Genomic DNA, 14,772 nt, shown 5'->3' with positions numbered 1-14,772 from the left:
CAGCGACTCCATCCTACCGGACAGAGTCGCTGTTTTGCCTATAAAGCAAAAAAGGCTGCAACAGAATGAGTGAAACTCATCCTATCACAACCAGATTGCGTTTGATTATACAAGCTCAAGAATAGCCAATGGAGCTGCATCGCCTTTACGAAGGCCAAGTTTGATTACACGAGTGTAACCACCGTTGCGCTCAGCATATTTTGGAGCAATTTCATCAAATAATTTTTTTACTGCATCTTCGTTCATAAGAAAAGCAAGAACTTGACGACGAGCATGTAAGTCGCCACGTTTGCCCAATGTAATCATTTCATCAACATATTTGCGAAGCTCTTTTGCTTTTGCTTCTGTTGTTTCAATGCGTTCATGTACGAAGAGAGATGTTACCATACCGCGGAACAACGCTTTACGAGCGGAACTGTTGCGGCCTAATTTTCTGTATGCCATTAGTCTTTCTCCTCTTATTCGCTTTGAGATGTTAGGGACTCATTGCTATCATTATATGATTTCAATTTCTCTAGAATTTCATCTACAGATTTTTTCCCTAAATTGCGGATTTTTCCTAGTTCATCTTCTGTTTTACCAGTTAAGTCACCGATTGTATGAATGTTAGCACGTTTCAAGCAATTGAAAGCACGAACAGACAACTCAAGATCTTCAATAGGAATTGTCGTTGGTCCATTAGATTCAGCTTCGACTTCGCTATTTTCTTGGCCTCCAGCAGTTGTCAACTCAGCGTCATTATCTCCGATATCAATCATATCATGAGAGTGAGCCAAGCGTGTGAAGTTTCCTAAATAGGAAATCATAATTGCTGCAGATTTGGCAATAGCATCGGAAGCACTGATGGAACCATTTGTCCAAACTTCTAATGTAAGCTTATCAAAGTCCATTTCGTTGCCCACACGGACATCACTGACTTCATATTTAGCTCGTAGAATTGGCGAGAAAATAGAATCAATAGGAATTTGTCCAATTTGATCATCTTCCCGTTTATTCTTAGTAGATGGTACATATCCTTTACCGCGTTCGATACGCACATCCATTACAAGATGAGCTGCTTCATCCATTGTAGCAATAACTAGTTCTGGATTTAAGACTTCAATTTCAGGTGGCATGAATTGAATCAAATCAGCCGCCGTTAATACTCCATCTTTACGAACATCAATATGAACCTCCATCGGAACAGATGCTTCTTCATCAATGCGAAGGCACAACTGTTTAAGATTCAGAATAATATCGGATACATCCTCACGAACACCTTCAATCGTAGAGAACTCATGAAGTACATCGTTAATCTTGATGGAAGTAATTGCTGCTCCATCTAAGGATGAAAGCAAAATGCGACGCAAGCTATTACCGAGAGTAATACCATAACCACGATCTAATGGTTCACATACGAATTTACCATAACGACCATCTTCGGTCATATGTACTTTCTCGATTCTTAGTTTTTTTTCTTCGCTCATCAGGTATACCCTCCTCTAAAACTTGTCACTATTCTAAGTATATAGCTCAGATTATACGCGACGACGTTTTGGAGGACGACAGCCGTTATGAGGAATTGGAGTCACATCTTTAATGCTAGTTACTTCAAGACCAGCTGCTTGCAACGCACGAATCGCTGCTTCACGACCAGATCCTGGACCTTTAACAAATACTTCTACAGTGCGAAGACCGTGTTCCATAGCTGCTTTCGCTGCTTGTTCAGCTGCCATTTGTGCTGCAAATGGAGTGGATTTACGGGAACCACGGAAACCTAGACCACCAGCAGATGCCCAAGAAAGAGCATTACCGTTTACGTCTGTTACTGTAACGATAGTGTTGTTAAAAGTGGAGCGAATATGCGCTGCACCAGATTCGATATGTTTCTTTTCTTTTCTTTTGGATCTAACTGTTTTCTTAGCCACAATATCCCTCCTTTATTATTTCTTCTTACCTGCGATTGCTTTACGAGGACCCTTACGAGTACGAGCATTTGTCTTCGTACGTTGACCACGACAAGGTAGTCCCATACGATGACGTTTACCGCGATAGGAGTTGATTTCAATTAAGCGTTTAATGTTAAGGGCTTCTTCACGACGAAGATCACCTTCTACTTTATACTCTCCATCAAGAAGTTCACGGATTTTAGCTACTTCATCTTCACTTAAATCACGAACGCGAGTATCAGGGTTGATACCAGTTTTAGCTAATACTTCTTTAGAAAGAGTAAGACCGATACCGTAAATATAAGTTAAACCAATTTCCACACGTTTGTCACGTGGTAAATCTACACCGGCTATACGTGCCATCTATTCATCCACCTCCTATCAATTATCCTTGTTTTTGTTTATGTTTTGGGTTTTCGCAAATAACCATTACGCGGCCTTTACGTTTAATAATTTTACATTTTTCGCATATCTTTTTAACTGATGGTTTAACCTTCATAAGTACCTCCTTTGTGGACCCTATGCTTATTTAAAGCGATAGGTGATGCGACCACGGCTTAAGTCATATGGTGTCAGTTCCATAGTAACTTTATCACCAGGAAGGATACGGATAAAATTCATACGCATTTTACCTGACACATGAGCCAATACGACATGACCATTTTCCAATTCTACTTGGAACATGGCATTCGGTAATGCCTCAACGACCGTACCTTCCACTTCAATAACGTCTTCTTTTGACATATCTTTATCCTCCGGTTACTGGTTATTGTATTAACCTCGGTGTATCACGCAATGTAAGAATTTCTGTACCATGTTCTGTAATGGCTACAGTATGTTCAAAGTGAGCAGCAGGTTTTCGATCCATTGTCACTGCTGTCCAGTTATCTTCAAGCACTCTTACTTTGTGCGTGCCCATAGTAATCATTGGCTCAATACAGATGACCATTCCTGGTCTAAGTTCTGGACCTTTGCCCTTAGTACCATAATTTGGAATCTGAGGGTCTTCGTGCATATTTTTTCCTAAGCCATGCCCTACGAAATCTCGTACAACACCATATCTATGGCGTTCTGCATGAGATTGTACAGCATGAGAAATATCTCCTACATGATTGCCAGCTACAGCTTGTTCAATGCCTTTAAATAGACATTCTTCTGTGACTTTAAGCAACTCATACACTTTAGGTTTTACCTCTCCTACTGGAACGGTAATTGCTGAATCTCCATGATATCCATCAATAGATGATACTAAATCGATGCTGATGACATCACCATCTTTGAGTATACGAGATGCGCTAGGAATCCCATGTACTACTTCATGATTTACGGAAGCACAGATAGTTGCCGGATACCCATAGTAACCTATGCAGCTAGGAATTCCTCCATGACTGCGAATATATTCTTCGGCAAATTGGTCTAACTCAAGCGTTGAAACGCCCGGCTTTACTAGTTTAGCAAGCTCGGTTAACGTTGCTGCTGTAAGTTGAGATGCCTTACGGATATGCTCAATTTCTTCGGGCGATTTAAAAATAATCATTGATTATTTCTCCAAAGCCTTAACGATATTTGCAAATACTGTGTCCACATCTTGTAAGCCGTCGATTTCTACATATTGACCGCTATTGCGATAATAATCGATCAATGGTTTAGTAGACTCTTCGTATACAGCAAGACGCTTTTGTACTGTTTCTGGTTTGTCATCATCACGATTTTCAAGACGTGCTCGTTCACTGATGCGTCGAACCAACTCTTCAGATGGAACACTTAAATTAAGTACAGCATCAAGGACGATATTCATTTCTTTTAAAATCGCGTCCAAAGAAACAGCTTGTGCTGTTGTACGAGGGAAGCCATCTAAAATGAAACCTGCTTTACAGTCATCCTTGGACAAGCGTTCACGAACGATGCCAATGGTAACGCTATCTGGCACTAATTGTCCAGCATCCATATATTTCTTAGCCTCTAATCCTAATGGAGTAGATTCTTTCACAGCGGCACGGAACATGTCACCTGTAGAAATTTGAGGGATACCATATTTTTCAATTAGACGAGCTGCCTGCGTGCCTTTACCAGCACCTGGAGGCCCCATTAATAAAATATACATATCATTATCTCCTATTTCACAAAGCCCTTATATTGGCGTGTTAACACTAAAGATTCTACTTGTTGCATTGTGTCTAATGCTACACCCACTACGATCAGTAGCGCTGTACCACCAAAGTACACACCTTGAATGCCTGTCAATCCACCAATCATATTTGGTAGGATTGCCACAAAAGCTAAGAAAAATGCACCTACTAATGTGATACGAGTCATTACTCGGTCCACATAATCAGCAGTCGGTTTTCCTGGGCGAATACCTGGGATAAAACCACCGTGTTTTTTCATATTATCTGCCATATCCGTAATATTGATAGAGATGGCTGTATAGAAGTATGTAAAAAATAAAATCAATACAGCATACAAAATAGTTTGTATCGGCGTTCCCCATTGGAAATAACTTGCTACTGTTTGTACCCAAGGTACTTGAACAAATTGAGCCAATGTGGCTGGGAACATCAATATGGATGACGCAAAGATAATGGGAATAACCCCTGCTTGATTGACTTTCAACGGCAGGAATGTTGAGTGACCACCATACATTTTTCTTCCTACTACGCGTTTAGCGTATTGGATAGGAATACGACGTTGGCCTTGTGTCACAGCAATTACAAGAACGATCATAGCTACCGCAATGATAGCAAATAGAACCGCTTGAAATACATTGATTGTACCTACTTGTAGGTATTGGTATATGGTTTGAACTCCATCAGGGAATCGAGCCACGATACCTGCAAAGATAATGAGTGAAATACCATTACCTATGCCATGAGCTGTAATTTGTTCCCCAATCCACATCAACAGACAAGTACCTGCTGTGAGGATAATGGAAATCAAAATAACAGACATGAAGCTATTGTCTATCAGCGCATTGCTAGCACGTAAGGCATAGGTCATACCAAAGGCTTGGATAAAGCCAAGTACAACTGTACCATATCGTGTCACTTTAGCAATTTTTTTACGCCCTTCTTCTCCGTCTTTGCTCCACGCTTCAAATGTCGGTATTACAGCACCCAATAATTGCATGATAATCGATGCATTGATGTATGGTGTAATACTCATTGCAAAGATAGAGAATTTACTTAATGCACCACCGGCAAACAAATCCAGTAAACCGAATAAGTTACCACTAGTGAATAAGCTTTCAATAACAGATGCCTCTACGCCAGGTACCGGGATATGGATACCTAAGCGAAAGACAATGAACATAAGCAATGTATAGACTACTTTGTTTCGTAACTCCGTTACTTTTGTGATGTTCAAGAGGCTAGCTAGCACCCTAGATCACCTCTACTTTTCCACCTGCTGCTTCGATTTTTTCTACTGCAGATTTTGTGAAACCGTTAGCGATAACAGTTAATTTACGTTCTAAAGTTCCGTTACCAAGGATACGGATACCATCACGTACATTTTTCAAAATACCAGCTTCAATAAGAGCTACTGGATCAACAGTTGCACCGTCTTCGAAACGATTCAATTGGGATACATTAACTTCTGCATATTGAAGTGCAAAGATATTTTTGAAACCACGTTTTGGTAAACGACGATAAAGAGGCATTTGGCCACCTTCGAAGCCAGTGCGCACACCGCCACCACTACGAGAATTTTGACCTTTTTGACCACGACCGGAAGTTTTACCTAAACCGGATCCAAGACCACGACCTACACGAGTACGAGTTTTTTTGGAACCTGCAGCCGGAGCTAATTCATGAAGTTTCATTCGTGCACCTCCTTATCTATTATACTTCTTCTACTTTTACTAAATGTCTTACTTTATGAAGCATACCTTCGATTTGAGGTGTTACTTCTTTAACTACTTGAGAGTTAGTTTTTTTCAATCCAAGAGCTTTAACAGTCGCACGTTGATCTGCAGGACGACCGATTAAGCTTTTTGTTAATGTTACTTTAACTTGTGCCATCATAGGTCTCCTTATTAACCGTAAATTTCTTCAAGAGTTTTGCCACGAAGTGCAGCTACGTCTTGAGCTCGTTTCAATTGAGATAAACCTTCTAGTGTTGCGCGAACCATGTTGTTAGGGTTAGAAGATCCCAAGGATTTAGTCAAGATGTTGCGAACACCTACTAATTCCAATACGGCACGAACTGGGCCACCAGCGATAACTCCAGTACCTTCAGCAGCTGGTTTCAAGAATACGCGGCCTGCGCCGAATGTTCCTGTAACTGTGTGAGGGATTGTACCATTTTTAATAACAACATGAATAAGGTTTTTCTTAGCATCATCAATACCTTTACGGATTGCATCAGGTACTTCCGCAGCTTTACCTAAGCCAACACCTACATGACCGTTGCCATCACCAACAACTACAAGGGCGCTGAAGGAAAAACGACGACCACCTTTTACAACTTTGGCTACGCGGTTGATGAATACTACTCTTTCTTTAAGATCAAGAGTTGTGTAATCAATTCTTGCCATGTCTATAGTTCCTCCTTCTTAGAATTTTAAGCCTGCTTCACGAGCGCCTTCTGCAAGGGCTGCTACACGACCATGATAAATGTAACCACCGCGATCGAATACTACTGTATCGATACCTGCAGCGATTGCTTTTTTCGCAACAGCTTCACCAACTGCTTTAGCAGCAGCTACGTTACCGCCGTAGGAAAGATTTAATTCTTTATCTTGAGAGCTAGCAGATACGATTGTTTTGCCAGCTACGTCATCAATGACTTGAGCATAAATATTGCTTAGAGAACGGAATACGTTCAAGCGAGGACGTGCAGCCGTACCGGAAATGTGACGACGTAAACGTAAATGACGTTTTGCACGAGCAATTTTGCGTTTGGATGTTCCTGCCAAGATGTCCACTCCTTTCTAATGTAAACTGTTATTACTTACCTTTAGCGCCAGCTTTACCTGCTTTACGACGAACAACTTCGCCTTCGTAACGGATACCTTTACCTTTGTAAGGTTCTGGTTTTCTCCATTTACGGATATCAGCTGCTACTGCACCAACAACTTCTTTGTCTGCGCCTGTAACAACGATTTTATTAGGAGCTGGAACTTCGATTGTAATACCAGCAGGAGCTTCCATCTCAACTGGATGGGAGAAGCCCAATGTTAAAGCAAGTTTGTTACCTTGCTTAGCTGCTCTGTAACCAACGCCATTGATTTCTAAAGTTTTAGTAAAGCCTTCATGTACGCCTGTTACCATATTTGCAACAAGAGCACGAGTTAAACCGTGTAAAGAACGGTGTTCTTTTCCATCGCTAGGACGAGTTACTGTGATTACGTTATTTTCTACAGTAATGTTGATGTCTGGATGGAAAGTACGAGTTAATTCACCTTTTGCACCCTTAACTGTTAACGTATGCTCGTTTTGAGATACTGTTACGCCAGCTGGGATCTCGATAGGCATTCTACCGACACGTGACATTCTTTCTACCTCCTATTGCTATGATTACCATACGTAAGCAATTACTTCGCCACCTAAGCCTTCTTTACGAGCTTGTTTGTCGCTCATAATGCCTTTAGATGTAGAAATAACTGCAATACCTAAACCGCCAAGTACACGAGGAAGTTCTTCCTTTTTCGCGTATACACGTAGGCCTGGTTTAGAGATACGTTTAATACCGGTAATTACTTTTTCATTATTAGAACCATATTTCAATGTTACTTTCAAAGTAGCATGTTTTTCATTTTCAACTGTTTCAACTTCCTTAACGAAACCTTCGTCTTTAAGGATAGCTAATACAGCAGCCTTCATTTTAGAAGCAGGGATTTCAACTGTTTCATGAAGTGCAGAGTTTGCATTACGGATGCGAGTCAGCATATCCGCAATTGGATCTGTCATTACCATCTTCTAAAAACCTCCTCTCGTTATCCTATTACCAACTAGCTTTTTTCACGCCAGGGATTTGTCCTTTGTACGCCAATTCACGGAACGCAATACGGCTAATACCGAATTTACGCATATAACCATGAGGACGACCTGTTAAGTTGCAACGATTGTGCAAGCGTGTTGGGGATGCGTTGGCAGGTAATTTGGATAAACCTTCATAATCGCCTGCTGCTTTTAACGCTTCGCGTTTTGCTGCATATTTTGCAACGATACGTGCACGTTTTTTCTCACGTTCGATCATAGATTTTTTAGCCATCTATCGTTTCCTCCTAATTATTTTTCAAAAGGCATGCCGAATTGTGCCAATAATTCACGAGCTTCTTCGTCAGTGTTAGCTGTTGTTACGAAGATGATATCCATACCTGTAACACGTTCAACTTGATCGTATTCGATTTCAGGGAAGATTAATTGCTCTTTAAGGCCTAATGCGTAGTTACCACGGCCGTCAAACGCTTTAGCGCTGATACCACGGAAGTCACGTACGCGAGGCAATGCCGCATTAATCAATTTATCGAGGAATTCGTACATGCGTTCGCCACGAAGAGTTACTTTTGTGCCAAGAGGCATACCTTCACGAACTTTGAAGTTCGCAATGGATTTTTTCGCGCGAGTTACAACTGGTTTTTGACCAGCAATGATTTCTAAATCTTTAACAGCAGAATCCAATGCTTTGGAGTTACCAACAGCATCGCCTACGCCGATATTGATTACGATTTTTTCTAATTTAGGAATTTCCATTACGTTTCCATATTGGAATTTCTCTTGTAAAGCCTTCTTAATTTCAGAAGTATATTTTTCTTGTAAACGAGACATTTTGTAAAAGACCTCCTTTCCTTATCAATTAAAGTTTAGCGCCACTTTTAACAGCTACACGAACTAAAGAACCATTTTCCTCAACTTTTTTAGTACGAGTTGGAACTTTTTGCTCAGGATCTAACACCATTACGTTAGAAGCATGGATTGTACCTTCTTTTTCGATGATGCCACCTTGAGGGTTCGCTTGGCTAGGTTTCGTATGACGTTTAACTAGGTTAAGACCTTTTACAGTTACTCGTTCTTTTTTGATATCAACAGCGATGATTTCGCCTTGTTTACCTTTTTCCTTGCCGGAGATAACAACAACTGTATCACCTTTTTTAACATGTAGTTTTTGGGACATGTTGAGCTCCTCCTTCTTATAACACTTCTGGAGCAAGGGAGATAATTTTCATGAAGTCTTTTTCACGAAGTTCTCTTGCTACAGGTCCGAAAATACGTGTTCCGCGAGGGCTTTTGTCGTCTTTAATAACTACAGCAGCGTTCTCATCGAAACGGATATAGGAACCATCTTGACGACGGATGCCTTTTTTAGAACGAACAATAACGGCTTTAACTACGTCGCCTTTCTTGACAACGCCACCGGGTGATGCATCTTTTACAGAAGCAACGATTACGTCACCAATATTGCCAAATTTACGGTAAGAACCGCCCATCACTTGGATGCACATAATGCGTTTCGCACCAGTGTTATCGGCAACATTCAAAATTGTTTGTTGCTGGATCATGACTTTTCCTCCTTACATCACTGATTATTTTTGTCTTTCAATAATTTCTACAACTCTCCAACGTTTATCTTTAGATAATGGACGAGTTTCTACGATTTTTACGATATCGCCAACTAAGCATTCGTTATTTTCATCATGAGCTTTAAAACGTTTGCTTGTTACCATTGGCTTGCTATATAATTCGTGAGGTACTTTACGATCGATTTGTACAACAACTGTTTTATCCATTTTGTTGCTTACAACTTTACCTACACGTGCTTTTCGTACATTTCTTACTTCTGCCACGACTTTAAGCCTCCTATTCAATCCAAACAAAATTTGTTATTATGCGTTACCTTTAATTTCTTCTTCTCGTTGTACAGTTTTGATACGAGCGATAGTTTTTTTAACTTCACGGATACGCATTGGATTTTCTAATTGACCAGTAGCGAGTTGAAAACGTAGGTTAAACAACTCTTCTTTCAATTCGGAAACTTTAGTGTTCAACTCGGCAGCGCTCAAATTGCGAATGTCATTAACCTTCATTTACGTCACCACCCAATTCTTTACCCTTAACAACGAACTTCGTTTTGATTGGAAGTTTATGGCTTGCAAGACGCATAGCTTCACGAGCCACTTCTTCTGCCACTCCGTTCATTTCAAACATTACACGTCCTGGGCGAACTACTGCTACCCATTTTTCTGGAGAACCTTTACCGGAACCCATACGAACGCCTGCTGGTTTTGCAGTGATTGGTTTATCAGGGAAAATTTTAATCCAAACTTTACCACCACGTTTAATGTAACGTGTCATAGCAATACGGGCTGCTTCGATTTGACGGTTTGTGATCCAAGATGGCTCTAATGCTACTAAACCGAAATCACCATGAGCAACTTTGTTACCACGCATTGCACGGCCTTTCATACGACCGCGGAATTGTTTACGATGTTTTACGCGCTTTGGAATTAGCATTAGTTGTCACCTTCTTCCTTTTTAGATGTTTGTTTAGCTTCTGGCAAAACTTCACCTTTGTAGATCCATACTTTAATACCGATGCAACCATATGTTGTATGTGCTTCTGCTGTTGCATAGTCGATATTAGCACGAAGTGTGTGAAGTGGAATGGAACCTTCACGGTAAGATTCGCTACGAGCGATCTCTGCACCGCCAAGACGACCGGATACCATTACTTTGATACCTTTAGCGCCTAAACGCATAGTACGTCCAACTGCTTGTTTCATTGCGCGACGGAAGCTTACACGGCGTTCCAATTGTCCCGCAATGCTTTCAGCAACAAGTTGAGCTTCCATGTCTACTTGTTTAATTTCAGCAATATTTACATCGATTTGTTTATCTGTGAAACGTTTTAATTCTTTACGGATATCTTCGATACCTTGTCCACCTTTACCGATAACCATACCTGGTTTAGCTGTGTGGATTGTTAATTTAATACGTTTATTTGTACGCTCAATTTCAATGCGGGAAATACCAGCAATGAAAAGTGTTTTCTTCAAGAAGTTACGAATTTTAACGTCTTCATGAAGGTTAGATGCGAAATCTTTATCAGCATACCATTTTGCGTCCCAATCTTTTACGATACCAACACGCAAGCCATGTGGATTTACTTTTTGACCCACTCTGTTTCCCTCCTTCGATTAAGCTCTTTCTTTAACAACTACTGTTACGTGGCTAGAACGTTTCAAAATTTTGAAAGCCTGTCCACGGGAACGAGGATGAATGCGTTTCATTGTTGGGCCTTGATCAACGAAGATCTCGGACACATAAAGATTATCTACATTCATATCAAAATTGTGTTCTGCATTTGCAATAGCAGATGTCAAAACTTTAGTTACTACATCGGCGCCAACTTTCGGAGTAAACTTCAAGATGGCAAATGCTTCGCCGATGTTTTTACCGCGCACTAAATCTGCAACGATGCGGATTTTACGAGGCGCAATACGAATATGTCTAGCGATTGCTTTTGCTTCCATGTTAAATCCTCCTATTTTCTGCCTGTAGTTTTTTCGTCCTTACCATGTCCTTTATAAGTACGTGTAGGAGCGAACTCACCTAATTTATGACCTACCATATCTTCTGTAATGAATACAGGTACATGTTTGCGACCATCATGCACAGCAATCGTATGGCCTACAAATTGTGGGAAAATAGTAGATGCACGGGACCAGGTTTTTACTACTTTTTTATCATTAGTTTCATTTAAGGCATCAATTTTCTTCAGAAGAGATTCTGCGACAAAAGGGCCTTTTTTAATTGATCTGGACACTGTTATATCTCCTTCCTATATCCTATTTTGTACGACGTTTAACGATTAGCTTGCTAGAAGCTTTCTTTTTATCGCGAGTTTTAACGCCATGAGCTGGTTTACCCCAAGGTGTAACAGGATGTTTACGACCTACTGGAGATTTACCTTCACCACCACCATGTGGATGGTCACAAGGGTTCATTGTAACACCGCGGTTGCCAGGACGAATGCCTTTCCAACGTTGACGGCCAGCTTTACCAATAGTGATATTTTCATGGTCAATGTTAGATACAACACCTACTGTAGCACGGCATTCTACACGTACACGACGAAGTTCACCAGATGGTAAACGAAGTAATGCGTAGTTGCCTTCTTTCGCCATTAATTGAGCGGAAGTACCAGCAGAACGAACGATTTGTCCGCCTTTACCGATTTTCATTTCGATGTTGTGTACTTGAGTACCCAATGGGATATTAGCCAATGGTAACGCGTTACCTGGTTTAATATCGGATTCAGGACCGGAGTAAACTACATCACCCACTTTAAGACCATGTGGAGCAATGATATAACGTTTTTCGCCATCTGCATAGTTTAACAATGCGATACGAGCACTACGGTTAGGATCGTATTCGATTGTAGCTACGCGAGCTGGGATATTATCTTTAGTACGTTTGAAGTCAATAATACGGTATTGACGTTTATGACCGCCACCTTGATGACGTACTGTCATTTTACCAGTGTTATTACGACCACCTTTAGAAGTTACTTTCGCGAGCAAGGATTTTTCAGGTTTGCTTGCTGTAATTTCAGTAAAGGCAGACACTGTCATAAACCGACGACCAGCGGAGTACGGTTTAAATGATTTAATTGCCATTATTGGGCCTCCTTACTAGACTCTTATACACCTTCAAATAATTCAATAGTTTCGCCAGCTTTTAGAGTTACGATAGCTTTTTTGTAATCGCTACGTTTACCCATTGTGCGACCCATGCGTTTAGTTTTTCCTAATACACGGATTGTGGCTACTTTTTCTACTTTTACGTTGAAGATTGATTCAACAGCTTTACGGATTTCTACTTTGTTCGCATTCAAAGGAACTTGGAAAGTGTATTTGTTTTCTTGCATTAACAAAGTTGTTTTTTCTGTAATGATTGGACGAATTAATACATCAAATTTGTTCATTATCCAAGCACCTCCTCAATTTTTGCAATAGCACCTTCAGCGATGAAGAGTTTGTCGTGATGCAATAAATCGAAGATATTGATGTTCGTGTATGGAAGCGCTTTTACACCTTGAATGTTACGAGCGGACAATTCCACATTTACATCACCATCAGTGATGAAAAGAACTTTTGCGTCACCAACTTTGAAGTTGTTAAGAACGTTTAATACTTCTTTAGTTTTTGGTGCAGCTAATTTCAATTCGTCGATTACGAACAATTCGCTGTTATTTACTTTATCAGATAATGCAGATTTAACTGCTAAGCGTCTAGCTTTACGAGGCATAGCTTTGTAGTAGCTACGTGGTTGTGGACCAAAAGTGATACCACCACCTACCCAAATTGGGGAACGGCTAGAACCAGCACGAGCACGGCCTGTACCTTTTTGTCTCCAAGGTTTTTTACCGCCACCGCGTACTTCTCCTCGAGTTTTTGTTGCATGTGTACCAAGTCGTTCGTTAGACAATTGACGAACTACGGCTTGATGCATAACAGCAGCGTTTACTTCAACACCGAATACTGCATCATTCAACTGGATTTCTCCGACCTTAGCGCCGGACATGTTGTATTTAGTTACTGTTGGCATTATGTATCCTCCTTTCGACAATTAGTTATTTAACAGGTTTTACTGTGTTGCGAACCATCACTAGGCTACCTTTAGCACCAGGGATGCCACCTTTGATTAATAAAAGGTTACGTTCAGTATCAACTTTTACAACAGATAGACGTTGTACAGTAACTCTGCCACCACCCATTTGTCCAGGAAGTTTTTTACCTTTAAATACTTTACCGCCGCCACCGGAGATCATTGGACCGATGGAACCTGGTTCACGATGAGATTTGGAACCATGAGTTTCAGGACCACGGCTAAAGTTATGACGCTTGATTGTACCAGCGAAACCTTTACCTTTACCTGTACCCACAACATCTACTAGCTCACCTTCTGCGAAGATATCAGCTGCCAGAGTTTGGCCCACTGTGTAATCAGTTGCTTCAGCAAGGCGAAGTTCACGAAGATATTTAACTGGCGCTACGCCGGCTTTATCGAACTGGCCTTTTACAGGTTTAGTTAAATGTTTTTCTTTAATGGAACCGTAACCAAGCTGTACTGCATTGTAACCGTCGGATTCAACAGTTTTTACTTGCACTACTACGCTAGGTGTAGTTTCCACTACAGTGACAGGAACTAGTTTGCCTTCAGTTGTGAAGACTTGAGTCATTCCTAACTTTTTACCCAAAATAGCTTTAGACATAATCGCACCTCCTTATTTCTTATAATTTTATTTCAATAGATACACCAGCTGGCAAATCTAAGCGAGTGATTGCATCTACTGTTTTCGAATTTGGTTCAATAATTTCTACTAAGCGTTTATGTGTACGCATTTCGAATTGTTCACGGGAATCTTTGTTAACATGTGGAGAACGAAGAATCGTGAAAATGTTTTTTTCAGTTGGCAATGGAATTGGTCCAGAAACCAATGCGCCATTGCGTTTTGCAACTTCTACGATGCGTTGCGCACTTTGATCTAATGCTTTGTGATCATATGCTTTTAAGCGAATACGAATTTTTTGTTGTTTTGCCATTGTTATATATCTCCCTTCGTCCATTTCCAGAATGAACTGCTCCATAGAAATTCTCCCTCGCAAGGGCAACCTTCTATATCATAGTTTATACACAACCTAAGAGCGGCAGGACTGCCGCTCCTTGATTGCACGGTTTATATAGATAATCTATCAGTTAGATTATGCTTCGATAGCTGTAACAACACCAGCGCCTACTGTATGGCCACCTTCGCGGATCGCGAAACGTAAGCCTTCTTCAATAGCGATTGGAGTGATAAGCTCGATGTTCATAGTGATGTTATCACCAGGCATACACAT

At 40.7% G+C, this 14,772-nt stretch carries 30 protein-coding genes and 1 pseudogene; all 31 read right to left on the bottom strand.

Translation table 11 applies throughout. The annotated features are described in order from the left end of the window. Positions 1–105 precede the first annotated feature (105 nt). Positions 106–444 carry a 50S ribosomal protein L17 gene (gene rplQ / locus EO115_RS07855; RefSeq protein WP_009353923.1) on the bottom strand — a complete coding sequence of 113 codons (339 nt, stop codon included), beginning with the start codon at positions 442–444 and terminating at the stop codon, positions 106–108. A 14-nt stretch (positions 445–458) separates the two neighbouring features. Continuing rightward, positions 459–1,466: a DNA-directed RNA polymerase subunit alpha gene (locus EO115_RS07850; protein ID WP_126938394.1), complete on the bottom strand. Its 1,008-nt coding sequence runs from the start codon at positions 1,464–1,466 to the stop codon at positions 459–461. Between the two features lie 51 nt (positions 1,467–1,517). Continuing rightward, positions 1,518–1,907, bottom strand: coding sequence for a 30S ribosomal protein S11 (gene rpsK / locus EO115_RS07845; protein ID WP_009353912.1), 390 nt, complete (start codon positions 1,905–1,907; stop codon positions 1,518–1,520). Between the two features lie 15 nt (positions 1,908–1,922). Then, positions 1,923–2,291, bottom strand: coding sequence for a 30S ribosomal protein S13 (rpsM, locus tag EO115_RS07840; protein ID WP_126938393.1), 369 nt, complete (start codon positions 2,289–2,291; stop codon positions 1,923–1,925). Positions 2,292–2,313: 22 nt separating this feature from the next. Next, on the bottom strand, positions 2,314–2,427 hold the full coding sequence (rpmJ, locus tag EO115_RS07835; protein ID WP_007391661.1) for a 50S ribosomal protein L36: 114 nt from the start codon (positions 2,425–2,427) through the stop codon (positions 2,314–2,316). A gap of 26 nt (positions 2,428–2,453) precedes the next feature. After that, positions 2,454–2,672, bottom strand: a complete 219-nt coding sequence (gene infA / locus EO115_RS07830) for a translation initiation factor IF-1 (RefSeq protein ID WP_009353944.1) — start codon at positions 2,670–2,672, stop codon at positions 2,454–2,456. 22 nt (positions 2,673–2,694) lie between these two features. Continuing rightward, positions 2,695–3,465, bottom strand: a complete 771-nt coding sequence (gene map, locus EO115_RS07825; protein WP_126938392.1) for a type I methionyl aminopeptidase — start codon at positions 3,463–3,465, stop codon at positions 2,695–2,697. A gap of 3 nt (positions 3,466–3,468) precedes the next feature. Beyond that, positions 3,469–4,032, bottom strand: a complete 564-nt coding sequence (locus tag EO115_RS07820; RefSeq protein WP_126938391.1) for an adenylate kinase — start codon at positions 4,030–4,032, stop codon at positions 3,469–3,471. An 11-nt stretch (positions 4,033–4,043) separates the two neighbouring features. Further along, entirely contained in the window at positions 4,044–5,306 is a 1,263-nt protein-coding gene (gene secY / locus EO115_RS07815; protein WP_126938390.1) for a preprotein translocase subunit SecY, read from the bottom strand. A 1-nt stretch (position 5,307) separates the two neighbouring features. Beyond that, positions 5,308–5,748: a 50S ribosomal protein L15 gene (gene rplO, locus EO115_RS07810; protein ID WP_009353906.1), complete on the bottom strand. Its 441-nt coding sequence runs from the start codon at positions 5,746–5,748 to the stop codon at positions 5,308–5,310. A 19-nt stretch (positions 5,749–5,767) separates the two neighbouring features. Next, a complete protein-coding gene (gene rpmD / locus EO115_RS07805) occupies positions 5,768–5,947 on the bottom strand; it encodes a 50S ribosomal protein L30 (protein WP_009353936.1) in 180 nt (59 codons plus the stop codon). Positions 5,948–5,961: 14 nt separating this feature from the next. Beyond that, positions 5,962–6,462, bottom strand: coding sequence for a 30S ribosomal protein S5 (gene rpsE / locus EO115_RS07800; protein WP_126938389.1), 501 nt, complete (start codon positions 6,460–6,462; stop codon positions 5,962–5,964). Positions 6,463–6,480: 18 nt separating this feature from the next. Next, positions 6,481–6,843, bottom strand: a complete 363-nt coding sequence (gene rplR, locus EO115_RS07795; RefSeq protein WP_126938388.1) for a 50S ribosomal protein L18 — start codon at positions 6,841–6,843, stop codon at positions 6,481–6,483. Positions 6,844–6,874: 31 nt separating this feature from the next. Next, positions 6,875–7,420 carry a 50S ribosomal protein L6 gene (rplF, locus tag EO115_RS07790; protein ID WP_126938387.1) on the bottom strand — a complete coding sequence of 182 codons (546 nt, stop codon included), beginning with the start codon at positions 7,418–7,420 and terminating at the stop codon, positions 6,875–6,877. 24 nt (positions 7,421–7,444) lie between these two features. Further along, positions 7,445–7,843, bottom strand: coding sequence for a 30S ribosomal protein S8 (gene rpsH / locus EO115_RS07785; RefSeq protein ID WP_126938386.1), 399 nt, complete (start codon positions 7,841–7,843; stop codon positions 7,445–7,447). Between the two features lie 28 nt (positions 7,844–7,871). Next, a complete protein-coding gene (rpsN, locus tag EO115_RS07780; protein WP_126938385.1) occupies positions 7,872–8,141 on the bottom strand; it encodes a 30S ribosomal protein S14 in 270 nt (89 codons plus the stop codon). A 17-nt stretch (positions 8,142–8,158) separates the two neighbouring features. Next, a complete protein-coding gene (rplE, locus tag EO115_RS07775; RefSeq protein ID WP_126938384.1) occupies positions 8,159–8,698 on the bottom strand; it encodes a 50S ribosomal protein L5 in 540 nt (179 codons plus the stop codon). 28 nt (positions 8,699–8,726) lie between these two features. Then, positions 8,727–9,044: a 50S ribosomal protein L24 gene (gene rplX, locus EO115_RS07770; protein WP_126938383.1), complete on the bottom strand. Its 318-nt coding sequence runs from the start codon at positions 9,042–9,044 to the stop codon at positions 8,727–8,729. Positions 9,045–9,060: 16 nt separating this feature from the next. Then, the gene (gene rplN, locus EO115_RS07765) at positions 9,061–9,429 is read right to left on the bottom strand and encodes a 50S ribosomal protein L14 (RefSeq protein ID WP_009353930.1); all 369 of its coding nucleotides are present in this window, start codon (positions 9,427–9,429) and stop codon (positions 9,061–9,063) included. Positions 9,430–9,453: 24 nt separating this feature from the next. Beyond that, on the bottom strand, positions 9,454–9,714 hold the full coding sequence (gene rpsQ, locus EO115_RS07760; RefSeq protein ID WP_009353932.1) for a 30S ribosomal protein S17: 261 nt from the start codon (positions 9,712–9,714) through the stop codon (positions 9,454–9,456). Positions 9,715–9,753: 39 nt separating this feature from the next. Then, positions 9,754–9,954 (bottom strand): 50S ribosomal protein L29, encoded by a 201-nt coding sequence (gene rpmC / locus EO115_RS07755; protein ID WP_009353915.1) that lies wholly within the window; start codon positions 9,952–9,954, stop codon positions 9,754–9,756. Next, positions 9,944–10,381: a 50S ribosomal protein L16 gene (gene rplP / locus EO115_RS07750; protein ID WP_126938382.1), complete on the bottom strand. Its 438-nt coding sequence runs from the start codon at positions 10,379–10,381 to the stop codon at positions 9,944–9,946. The genes rpmC and rplP overlap by 11 nt, the downstream gene beginning before the upstream one ends. Further along, the gene (gene rpsC / locus EO115_RS07745; RefSeq protein WP_126938381.1) at positions 10,381–11,046 is read right to left on the bottom strand and encodes a 30S ribosomal protein S3; all 666 of its coding nucleotides are present in this window, start codon (positions 11,044–11,046) and stop codon (positions 10,381–10,383) included. The genes rplP and rpsC overlap by 1 nt, the downstream gene beginning before the upstream one ends. A gap of 18 nt (positions 11,047–11,064) precedes the next feature. Then, positions 11,065–11,400, bottom strand: a complete 336-nt coding sequence (rplV, locus tag EO115_RS07740) for a 50S ribosomal protein L22 (protein ID WP_009353926.1) — start codon at positions 11,398–11,400, stop codon at positions 11,065–11,067. 11 nt (positions 11,401–11,411) lie between these two features. Continuing rightward, entirely contained in the window at positions 11,412–11,693 is a 282-nt protein-coding gene (gene rpsS / locus EO115_RS07735; RefSeq protein ID WP_126938380.1) for a 30S ribosomal protein S19, read from the bottom strand. A gap of 22 nt (positions 11,694–11,715) precedes the next feature. Continuing rightward, positions 11,716–12,546 (bottom strand): 50S ribosomal protein L2, encoded by an 831-nt coding sequence (rplB, locus tag EO115_RS07730; RefSeq protein ID WP_126938379.1) that lies wholly within the window; start codon positions 12,544–12,546, stop codon positions 11,716–11,718. 23 nt (positions 12,547–12,569) lie between these two features. Beyond that, entirely contained in the window at positions 12,570–12,854 is a 285-nt protein-coding gene (gene rplW, locus EO115_RS07725) for a 50S ribosomal protein L23 (protein ID WP_009353943.1), read from the bottom strand. Then, entirely contained in the window at positions 12,854–13,477 is a 624-nt protein-coding gene (gene rplD, locus EO115_RS07720; RefSeq protein WP_126938378.1) for a 50S ribosomal protein L4, read from the bottom strand. Before rplD ends, rplW begins: the two co-directional genes overlap by 1 nt. A 25-nt stretch (positions 13,478–13,502) precedes the next feature. Next, positions 13,503–14,144 carry a 50S ribosomal protein L3 gene (rplC, locus tag EO115_RS07715; protein ID WP_009353879.1) on the bottom strand — a complete coding sequence of 214 codons (642 nt, stop codon included), beginning with the start codon at positions 14,142–14,144 and terminating at the stop codon, positions 13,503–13,505. 19 nt (positions 14,145–14,163) lie between these two features. Beyond that, the gene (rpsJ, locus tag EO115_RS07710) at positions 14,164–14,475 is read right to left on the bottom strand and encodes a 30S ribosomal protein S10 (RefSeq protein WP_126938377.1); all 312 of its coding nucleotides are present in this window, start codon (positions 14,473–14,475) and stop codon (positions 14,164–14,166) included. A gap of 159 nt (positions 14,476–14,634) precedes the next feature. Next, positions 14,635–14,772, bottom strand: a pseudogene (gene tuf, locus EO115_RS07705) (elongation factor Tu); the annotation flags it as partial.

The sequence above is a fragment of the Veillonella sp. CHU740 genome, from assembly GCF_003992055.1.
GTDB lineage: Bacteria > Bacillota > Negativicutes > Veillonellales > Veillonellaceae > F0422.
Note: the sequence above shows the minus strand (reverse complement) of the source record. Positions and strands in the feature narration are given on the sequence as shown.

Coding starts and splice junctions, on each gene's coding strand:
- rplQ (WP_009353923.1), bottom strand. CDS start 444: ATGGCATACAGAAAATTAGGCCGCAACAGTTCCGCTCGTAAAGCGTTG.
- EO115_RS07850 (WP_126938394.1), bottom strand. CDS start 1,466: ATGAGCGAAGAAAAAAAACTAAGAATCGAGAAAGTACATATGACCGAA.
- rpsM (WP_126938393.1), bottom strand. CDS start 2,291: ATGGCACGTATAGCCGGTGTAGATTTACCACGTGACAAACGTGTGGAA.
- rpmJ (WP_007391661.1), bottom strand. CDS start 2,427: ATGAAGGTTAAACCATCAGTTAAAAAGATATGCGAAAAATGTAAAATT.
- infA (WP_009353944.1), bottom strand. CDS start 2,672: ATGTCAAAAGAAGACGTTATTGAAGTGGAAGGTACGGTCGTTGAGGCA.
- map (WP_126938392.1), bottom strand. CDS start 3,465: ATGATTATTTTTAAATCGCCCGAAGAAATTGAGCATATCCGTAAGGCA.
- EO115_RS07820 (WP_126938391.1), bottom strand. CDS start 4,032: ATGTATATTTTATTAATGGGGCCTCCAGGTGCTGGTAAAGGCACGCAG.
- rplO (WP_009353906.1), bottom strand. CDS start 5,748: ATGAAACTTCATGAATTAGCTCCGGCTGCAGGTTCCAAAAAAACTCGT.
- rpmD (WP_009353936.1), bottom strand. CDS start 5,947: ATGGCACAAGTTAAAGTAACATTAACAAAAAGCTTAATCGGTCGTCCT.
- rpsE (WP_126938389.1), bottom strand. CDS start 6,462: ATGGCAAGAATTGATTACACAACTCTTGATCTTAAAGAAAGAGTAGTA.
- rplF (WP_126938387.1), bottom strand. CDS start 7,420: ATGTCACGTGTCGGTAGAATGCCTATCGAGATCCCAGCTGGCGTAACA.
- rpsH (WP_126938386.1), bottom strand. CDS start 7,843: ATGGTAATGACAGATCCAATTGCGGATATGCTGACTCGCATCCGTAAT.
- rpsN (WP_126938385.1), bottom strand. CDS start 8,141: ATGGCTAAAAAATCTATGATCGAACGTGAGAAAAAACGTGCACGTATC.
- rplE (WP_126938384.1), bottom strand. CDS start 8,698: ATGTCTCGTTTACAAGAAAAATATACTTCTGAAATTAAGAAGGCTTTA.
- rplX (WP_126938383.1), bottom strand. CDS start 9,044: ATGTCCCAAAAACTACATGTTAAAAAAGGTGATACAGTTGTTGTTATC.
- rplN (WP_009353930.1), bottom strand. CDS start 9,429: ATGATCCAGCAACAAACAATTTTGAATGTTGCCGATAACACTGGTGCG.
- rpmC (WP_009353915.1), bottom strand. CDS start 9,954: ATGAAGGTTAATGACATTCGCAATTTGAGCGCTGCCGAGTTGAACACT.
- rplP (WP_126938382.1), bottom strand. CDS start 10,381: ATGCTAATTCCAAAGCGCGTAAAACATCGTAAACAATTCCGCGGTCGT.
- rplV (WP_009353926.1), bottom strand. CDS start 11,400: ATGGAAGCAAAAGCAATCGCTAGACATATTCGTATTGCGCCTCGTAAA.
- rplB (WP_126938379.1), bottom strand. CDS start 12,546: ATGGCAATTAAATCATTTAAACCGTACTCCGCTGGTCGTCGGTTTATG.
- rplW (WP_009353943.1), bottom strand. CDS start 12,854: ATGAACAAATTTGATGTATTAATTCGTCCAATCATTACAGAAAAAACA.
- rplD (WP_126938378.1), bottom strand. CDS start 13,477: ATGCCAACAGTAACTAAATACAACATGTCCGGCGCTAAGGTCGGAGAA.
- rplC (WP_009353879.1), bottom strand. CDS start 14,144: ATGTCTAAAGCTATTTTGGGTAAAAAGTTAGGAATGACTCAAGTCTTC.
- rpsJ (WP_126938377.1), bottom strand. CDS start 14,475: ATGGCAAAACAACAAAAAATTCGTATTCGCTTAAAAGCATATGATCAC.